Source organism: Streptomyces sp. CO7 (assembly GCF_053474865.1).
The window spans coordinates 61,220-67,943 of record NZ_JBRIOU010000010.1; the positions used below are offsets into that span (position 1 = coordinate 61,220).

General features: G+C 70.7%; 6 protein-coding genes. 3 read left to right on the forward strand and 3 right to left on the reverse strand.

Annotated features, from left to right (window positions below; genetic code table 11):
- A partial coding sequence (locus ACOV8S_RS28580; protein ID WP_448321394.1) for a transglycosylase domain-containing protein occupies positions 1-2,279 on the reverse strand: 2,279 nt, incomplete at its 3' end.
- A gap of 417 nt (positions 2,280-2,696) precedes the next feature.
- Here ACOV8S_RS28580 and ACOV8S_RS28585 point away from each other — a divergent pair.
- On the forward strand, positions 2,697-3,038 hold the full coding sequence (locus tag ACOV8S_RS28585; RefSeq protein WP_351113722.1) for a WhiB family transcriptional regulator: 342 nt from the start codon (positions 2,697-2,699) through the stop codon (positions 3,036-3,038).
- A 249-nt stretch (positions 3,039-3,287) separates the two neighbouring features.
- On the opposite strand, the gene ACOV8S_RS28590 is transcribed toward ACOV8S_RS28585, so the two are convergent.
- Both ACOV8S_RS28590 and ACOV8S_RS28595 read right to left on the reverse strand, forming a co-directional pair.
- Positions 3,288-4,874, reverse strand: a complete 1,587-nt coding sequence (locus ACOV8S_RS28590) for an ArsA-related P-loop ATPase (protein WP_448321395.1) — start codon at positions 4,872-4,874, stop codon at positions 3,288-3,290.
- On the reverse strand, positions 4,871-5,848 hold the full coding sequence (locus ACOV8S_RS28595; RefSeq protein WP_448321396.1) for an ArsA family ATPase: 978 nt from the start codon (positions 5,846-5,848) through the stop codon (positions 4,871-4,873). Before ACOV8S_RS28595 ends, ACOV8S_RS28590 begins: the two co-directional genes overlap by 4 nt.
- Positions 5,849-5,961: 113 nt before the next feature.
- Here ACOV8S_RS28595 and ACOV8S_RS28600 point away from each other — a divergent pair, with 113 nt between their 5' ends.
- Together ACOV8S_RS28600 and ACOV8S_RS28605 are read left to right on the forward strand one after the other, a co-directional pair.
- Positions 5,962-6,120 carry a DUF4177 domain-containing protein gene (locus ACOV8S_RS28600; protein ID WP_107473408.1) on the forward strand — a complete coding sequence of 53 codons (159 nt, stop codon included), beginning with the start codon at positions 5,962-5,964 and terminating at the stop codon, positions 6,118-6,120.
- Complete coding sequence (locus tag ACOV8S_RS28605) at positions 6,117-6,581, forward strand: RidA family protein (protein ID WP_448321397.1); 465 nt, start codon at positions 6,117-6,119, stop codon at positions 6,579-6,581. The genes ACOV8S_RS28600 and ACOV8S_RS28605 overlap by 4 nt, the downstream gene beginning before the upstream one ends.
- Positions 6,582-6,724 lie beyond the last annotated feature (143 nt).

A 6,724-nucleotide genomic window follows, 5' to 3' on the forward strand; every position in this document is an offset into this window, starting at 1 on the left:
GTGGTGGTCGGGTCGGTGCCCGTGGCGCCTCCGGTGAGGTCGCCCCCGGTCAGGCCGCCGAGGGTGAGCCCGCCGTCCGTCGTCGTCCCGCCGTTCGTCGTCAGGCCGCCGTCGGTCCCGCCGGTCCCGCCGTCGCCGTTGCCACCGCCGAACATGCCGCCGAAGAGGCCGTCACCGGGCTTGCCGTCGCGGCCCTTGTCCTTGTCCTTCGGCTTGTCGGCGGGGATGTGCACCTTGTGGAAGGGCGGCGCGTCCTTGCCCTGCAGCGCGCCCGTCATCGCCTGCCGCCATATCGGGCCGGGGCCCGCGCCACCGGAGACCTTGGCGAAGTAGGTGCCGCCGATGGAGATGTTGACCATTGACTCCTGCTGCATCGGGTCGCCCAGCCACACCGCGGAGGAGAGGTTCGGGGTGTACCCCACGAACCAGGCGTTCTTGCGGGCGTCCGTGGTGCCGGTCTTGCCGGCGTTGTCGCGGTCGGAGAGACCGGCGCGGGCGCCGGTGCCGGAGTCGGTGACCCCGGAGAGCAGGGTGTTGACCGCGTCCGCGGTCCGCTCCTCCATGGCCCGCTCGCAGGTCGACTTCGGCACGTCGAGGGTCTTCTTCTTCTCGCCGACCTTCTGCGTGACCGACTCGATGGCGATCGGCGTGCAGTACATGCCGCGCGAGGCGAAGGTGGCGTAGGCGGAGGCCATGGTCAGCGGGGAGATCGACTGCGTGCCCAGGATGACGGAGGGCTGCGCGTCGGGCAGCTTCTTGCCCGCGCCGGTGCGCACGCCCATCTTCTCCACCATCTCCAGCGTCGGGCAGAGGCCGAGGTCGCCGACCATCTGCACGAAGTAGGTGTTGATGGAGAGCTTCATCGCCTCCTGCAGCGAGTACGGGCCGACTTCCGACTCGATCTCGTTCTGCGTCATCTCGCCCTGGTTGTAGGTGCTCTTGCAGCCCTGGACCTTGGGGTACGGCATCTTGTTGGGCGAGGGGTAGACCTTGTTCAGCGGCAGGCCGCCCTCTATCGCGGCGGCGGCGAGGAACGGCTTGAAGGTGGATCCGGTCGGGAAGCCGCCGCTTTCGCCCATGGCCTGGTCGACCGAGTAGTTGATCACCGTCTGGTGCTTCTTGGCGTCCGAGCCGTAGGGCTGGGACTGGCCCATGGCCAGGATCTTCCCCGTGCCGGGCTCGACCATCGTGGCCGCGGCGGCCACCTTGTCGTCCTTGTAGACGTGGCTCTTCAGCGACGCCTGCACGGACTCCTGCGCCTGCGGGTCCAGCGTGGTGCGGATCGTCATGCCGCCCTGCGCCCACAGCTTGGCGCGGGTCTCGCGGTCCTTGCCGAAGGCGGGGTCGTCGAGGAAGACGCGGCGCACGTAGTCGCAGAAGAAGCCGGCGCCCTTGGCGGAGGTGATGCAGCCGTTGCGCGGCTCGCGGATCTTCAGCCCCAGCGGCTTCTTCTTCGCCGCCGCGGCCTGTGCCGCGGAGACGTCCCCGACCTGGGCCATCCGGTCGATGACGACGTTGCGCCGCTTCTCGGCCGTCTTCGGGTTGTTGATCGGGTCGTAGCGCGTGGGCGACTGGACCAGGCCGGCCAGCAGGGCGGCCTCCTGGAGCTCCAGGTCCTCCGCGGACTTCGAGAAGTAGCGCTGCGAGGCGGCCTCGACACCGTAGGCGGACTGACCGAAGTACGTGATGTTGAGGTAGTTCTCGAGGATCTTCTTCTTCCCGAGCTCCTCCTCCACCTGGATCGCGTACTTCAGCTCCTGGATCTTGCGGCCCAGGGTCTGCTGGGTGGCCTGCGCGACCTTGTCCGGGTCGTCGCCCGCCATCTCCACGAAGACGTTCTTCACGTACTGCTGGGTCAGCGTGGACGCGCCCTGGGTGACCTCGCCGCTGCGTGCGTTGCTGTTGAGCGCGCGCAGCACGCCCTTCAGGTCGACCGCGCCGTGCTCGTAGAACCGGGCGTCCTCGATGGCGACGATCGCCTTCCGCAGCTGCGGCGACATCTTCTTCAGCGGCACCACGGTGCGGTCGCGGAAGTACACCGTCGCGATCTTGCCGCCGTCGGAGTCGAGGATGGTGGTGCGCTGGCTGAGCGGAGGCGTCTTCAGGTTCGCCGGGATCTCGTCGAAGCTCTCGACCGATCCCTTCGCCGCCAGGCCGAGTGTCCCGAAGGCGGGCAGGGCGATGCCGGCCAGCACGCCGCCGGCGAGGACGCTGATCCCGAGGAACTTCGCGGCCTGCTGGACTGGCGAGAGGCCTCCACCCGAGCGCTTGTTTGGCATGAGGGCAGCCTACGTTCTCGTTTGCCGGACAGAGGTAAATGCCTTGGCCTAAGCTGCTCCCGGCTGTCACGACAGCGGTGCGAGCTGTAGATCCGTATGTCGGGACGTCCTACGGCCCCGGATCGTTCCGGAACCGCGTGAACTCCTTCCCGGGGATGCCCGAATCATCCTCCGGTGTCAATCAATGCCCCTTGCGCGACGAGTGGTCCGCCCTGATGTGCCGCAATGGCGGCTTTTGTCGCCAGGCCACTCCTCCGGGTGATCTGCCGCTTACCCATAGTCCGTTCGGGCCATTCAAGATTGGGCCCGTCGGGGGTGTTGCACTCTGTCCGCCTTCCGTAACGTCCTCAACTGGCGGCGGTGAATATGCCGCTGCCGCCGTGGGGGAGCCTCGATTCGGGAGAGGACGGCGCCGGTATGGGCTGGGTTACCGACTGGAGTGCGCAGGCGGCCTGCCGCACTACCGATCCGGATGAACTGTTCGTTCAAGGAGCAGCGCAGAACAGGGCCAAGGCGGTGTGCACCGGATGCCCGGTGCGGACGGAGTGCCTGGCCGACGCGCTGGACAACCGCGTCGAATTCGGCGTGTGGGGAGGCATGACGGAGCGGGAGCGCCGAGCGCTGCTGCGCCGCCGGCCGACCGTGACCTCCTGGCGTCGCCTGCTGGAGACGGCGCGCATGGAGTACGAGCGGGAGGCGGGAATCCTGCCGCTCGACGAGGCGGAAGAGGCCTACGAGAGCTACGCGGCGGTGGGCTGACCACCGTGGTGCGGTGAGCCACCGTCGTGCGGTGAACCGCCCTGGTGTGGTGAGCCGCCATGGTGGGGTGAGCTGACGACCGCGTCGCGGTGAGCCGCCACTGTCGGCGGCCGTGGAGGAGGGCGGGAACCGGGGTCGGACGGACCCCGGGCCGCCGCTTCGCCGTTTCCTCGTGCCGTTGCGCCCCGGCGCGCTGCGCGCCCAGGTGGCTTCTCGGGCCGCGTGGACGCCTCGGCGGTGGCCCGGGGGTCAGGTCTGTGCGGGCGCGTCCTGCTGCACGGAGGCGTCCTTCCGTGCAGTCTGCTTGGTCTTCTCGGGCTCGGGCGCATCCGGCTGCGAGGGAAGGTCGGCGTGCTCCGGGGCCCCTGCCTGCTCGCGGGGCCCTGCCTGTTCCGGGGCATCTGCTTGCATCGGAGCCGCGTGCTGCATCGGAGCCGCGTCCTGCACTGGTGCCCCATCGCCGCCGTGTCCGGAGGCGGGTGTGCCGGCGGAGTCCGCACGGGGTGCGGCCAGACGCGCGCCGATGTCCCGCAGCCCCGTGAGGTCGTGCACGTCGCCGGCCAGCGCGGGCACCTCGGTCACCGGCACCTCCGGGTGCAGCGCCGTGAAGTCGTCCCGGGTACGCCGCTCGCGGGCTGTCAGCCGCATGCGCTCGGCGTGCAGACGCAGCAGACCGGCGGCGAGCCGGTCGACCTCGGCCGGGGTCTGCGCCTCGGGAGTCGGCGTCCCGGCCACCTGTGCCTCGGGGGTCTGCGCCTCGGACCGGGGTGAGGCGGGGGAGCCTGGATCCGGTGGTCCGTCGGGAGCAGGAAGCGTTGAACTGCTTTGTGTATCGGGTGAGTTACCCGCAGCTTTCCCGCTCGTGTGATCAACAATCCGGCCGGACGAGAAATTTTCCGCAAGCAGGGTTTCCGCCGCCGCAGTCGCCCGTTCGGCCGAGAGATGGGCGGCGTCGCTGCCGTGGACCCGATTGAGGACCAGGCCGGCCAGCGGCATGCGTTCGGCGGCCAGCCGCTCCACGAAGTACGCCGCCTCGCGCAGCGCGTCCCGTTCGGGGGCGGCCACCACCAGGAAGGCGGTGCCGGGGGCCTGCAACAGCTTGTAGGTGGCCTCGGCGCGGCCCCGGAAGCCGCCCAGGGTGGTGTCCATGGCGGCCACGAAGGTCTGCACGTCCTTCAGCAGCGAGCCGCCGAGCAGCTTGCCCAGGGTGCCGGTCATCACGGACATGCCGACGTTGAGGAACTTCATGCCCGCGCGGCCGCCCAGCTTGGCCGGGGCGGTGAGCAGCCGGATCAGCCGGCCGTCGAGGAACGAGCCGAGGCGCTCCGGGGCGTCCAGGAAGTCCAGGGCGGAGCGGGAGGGCGGGGTGTCCACCACGATCAGGTCCCACTCGTCCCGGGCCCGCAGCTGGCCCAGTTTCTCCATCGCCATGTACTCCTGGGTGCCGGCGAAGCCCGCGGAGAGCGACTGGTAGAAGGGGTTGGCCAGGATGGCCGCCGCCCGCTCGGGGTCCGCGTGCGCCTCGACGATCTCGTCGAAGGTGCGCTTCATGTCGAGCATCATCGCGTGCAGCTCGCCGCCCGCGGAGTCGTCGATGCCGGGCACCCGGCGGGGCGTGTTGTCGAGCTGGTCGATGCCCATCGACTGGGCGAGACGACGGGCGGGGTCGATGGTCAGGACGACCACCTTGCGGCCGCGCTCCGCGGCCCGCAGTCCCAGGGCCGCGGCGGTGGTCGTCTTGCCGACGCCGCCGGAGCCGCAGCAGACGACGATGCGGGTCCCCGGATCGTCGAGCAGCGGGTCGAGGACGAGTTCACGCTCGGGTTCCAGGCTCATGACACCCCTTGGTTCCACAGCAGGGCGGCCAGTCCGTACAGGCCGGCCAGGTCGACTCCGTCGGTCAGCAGGGGCAGTTCCGCGAGCGGCAGCCCGACGCCCTCCAGGACCTCCCGCTGGCGGCGCTCCAAGGTGTACCGCTCCGCGTACTCCCCGGCCTCCCGCAGCAGCGGCTCCACCAGAGCTTCCGCGCTCCCGCCCCGCCGGGCCCCGCCCAGCCCGGCCGCGGCGAGCGACCGGGCCACCGCGGTGCGGGACACCGATCCGGCGAGCTCGAGGTCGTCGCCGTCGAGGAGGACGGGGCGGACCATGTTGACGACCACCCGGCCCACCGGGAGGTCGGCCGCGCGGAGTTCGGCGATGCCGTCCGCCGTCTCCTGGACCGGCATCTCCTCCAGCAGCGTCACTAGGTGGACCTGCGTCTGCGGGGACTTCAGGACGCCCATCACCGCCTGCGCCTGGTGATGTATCGGCCCCACCCGGGCCAGCCCGGCCACCTCGTCGTTGACGTTGAGGAAGCGGGTGACCCGGCCGGTCGGCGGGGCGTCCATCACCACGTGGTCGTAGACGAAGCGGCCCGCCTTGTCCTTGCGGCGCACCGCCTCGCAGGCCTTGCCGGTCAGCAGGACGTCCCGCAGACCCGGGGCGACGGTCGTGGCGAAGTCGATGGCGCCGAGCTTCTTCAGGGCACGGCCCGCGCTGCCCAGCTTGTAGAACATCTGGAGGTAGTCCAGCAGGGCCAGTTCGGGGTCGATGGCGAGGGCGTGGACCTCTCCGCCACCAGGGGCGACGGCGATCTTCCGTTCCTCGTAGGGCAGCGGCTCCGTGCCGAAGAGCTGCGCTATGCCCTGACGGCCCTCCACCTCCACCAGCAGGGTGCGTTTTCCGCCGGTGGCGAGGGCGAGCGCGAGAGCGGCGGCGACCGTGGTCTTCCCGGTCCCGCCCTTGCCGCTGACAACCTGGAGCCTGCTCACGTCGTCGAGCCTAACCATTGGCGGTCGCCTCACGCCGGGCCGCGTGGACAACTCGGGACCGGGGGCTGTGGACAACTCCGGGGTCGGGTGGGGCCGACGGTAAAGTCGCCCCCATGAAGAAATGGGAATACGCGACCGTTCCGCTCCTCGTGCACGCCACGAAGCAGATCCTCGACACCTGGGGTGAGGACGGCTGGGAGCTCGTCCAGGTGGTGCCCGGGCCGAACCCCGAGCAGCTGGTGGCCTACCTGAAGCGGGAGAAGCAGGCGTGAGCAGTGTCGAGACGCGTCTCGCCGAGCTCGGGGTGACGCTGCCGGAGGTGGCCGCGCCGCTCGCCTCCTACCAGCCCGCGGTCCGTTCGGGTGCGTACGTGTACACCAGCGGGCAGCTCCCGATGGTCGAGGGCAAGCTCCAGGTCACCGGCAAGGTGGGCGCCGAGGTCACGCCGGAGGAGGCCAAGGAGCTGGCCCGCGTCTGCGCGCTGAACGCGCTGGCGGCGGTCAGGTCCGTGGCCGGGGACCTGGACCGCGTCGCGCGGGTCGTCAAGGTCGTCGGGTTCGTCGCCTCCGCCCCCGACTTCACGGGGCAGCCCGCAGTGGTCAACGGCGCGAGCGAGCTGCTCGGTGAGGTCTTCGGCGACAAGGGCGTCCACGCCCGCAGCGCCGTGGGCGTGGCCGTCCTGCCCCTCGACGCCCCCGTCGAGGTCGAGATCCAGGTCGAGCTCACCGACTGACCGCACTGCTCCGCTTCTCCGACGGAGCGCCTGTCGACAGGACACCTGCCGACAAGGCGCCCGCCGACCGGACACCTGCCCGCGGGGCGCCCGCCGGGCGGGACCGCACGCTGCCCGTGCCGTCCCGCCCGCGGGGCCCGCGT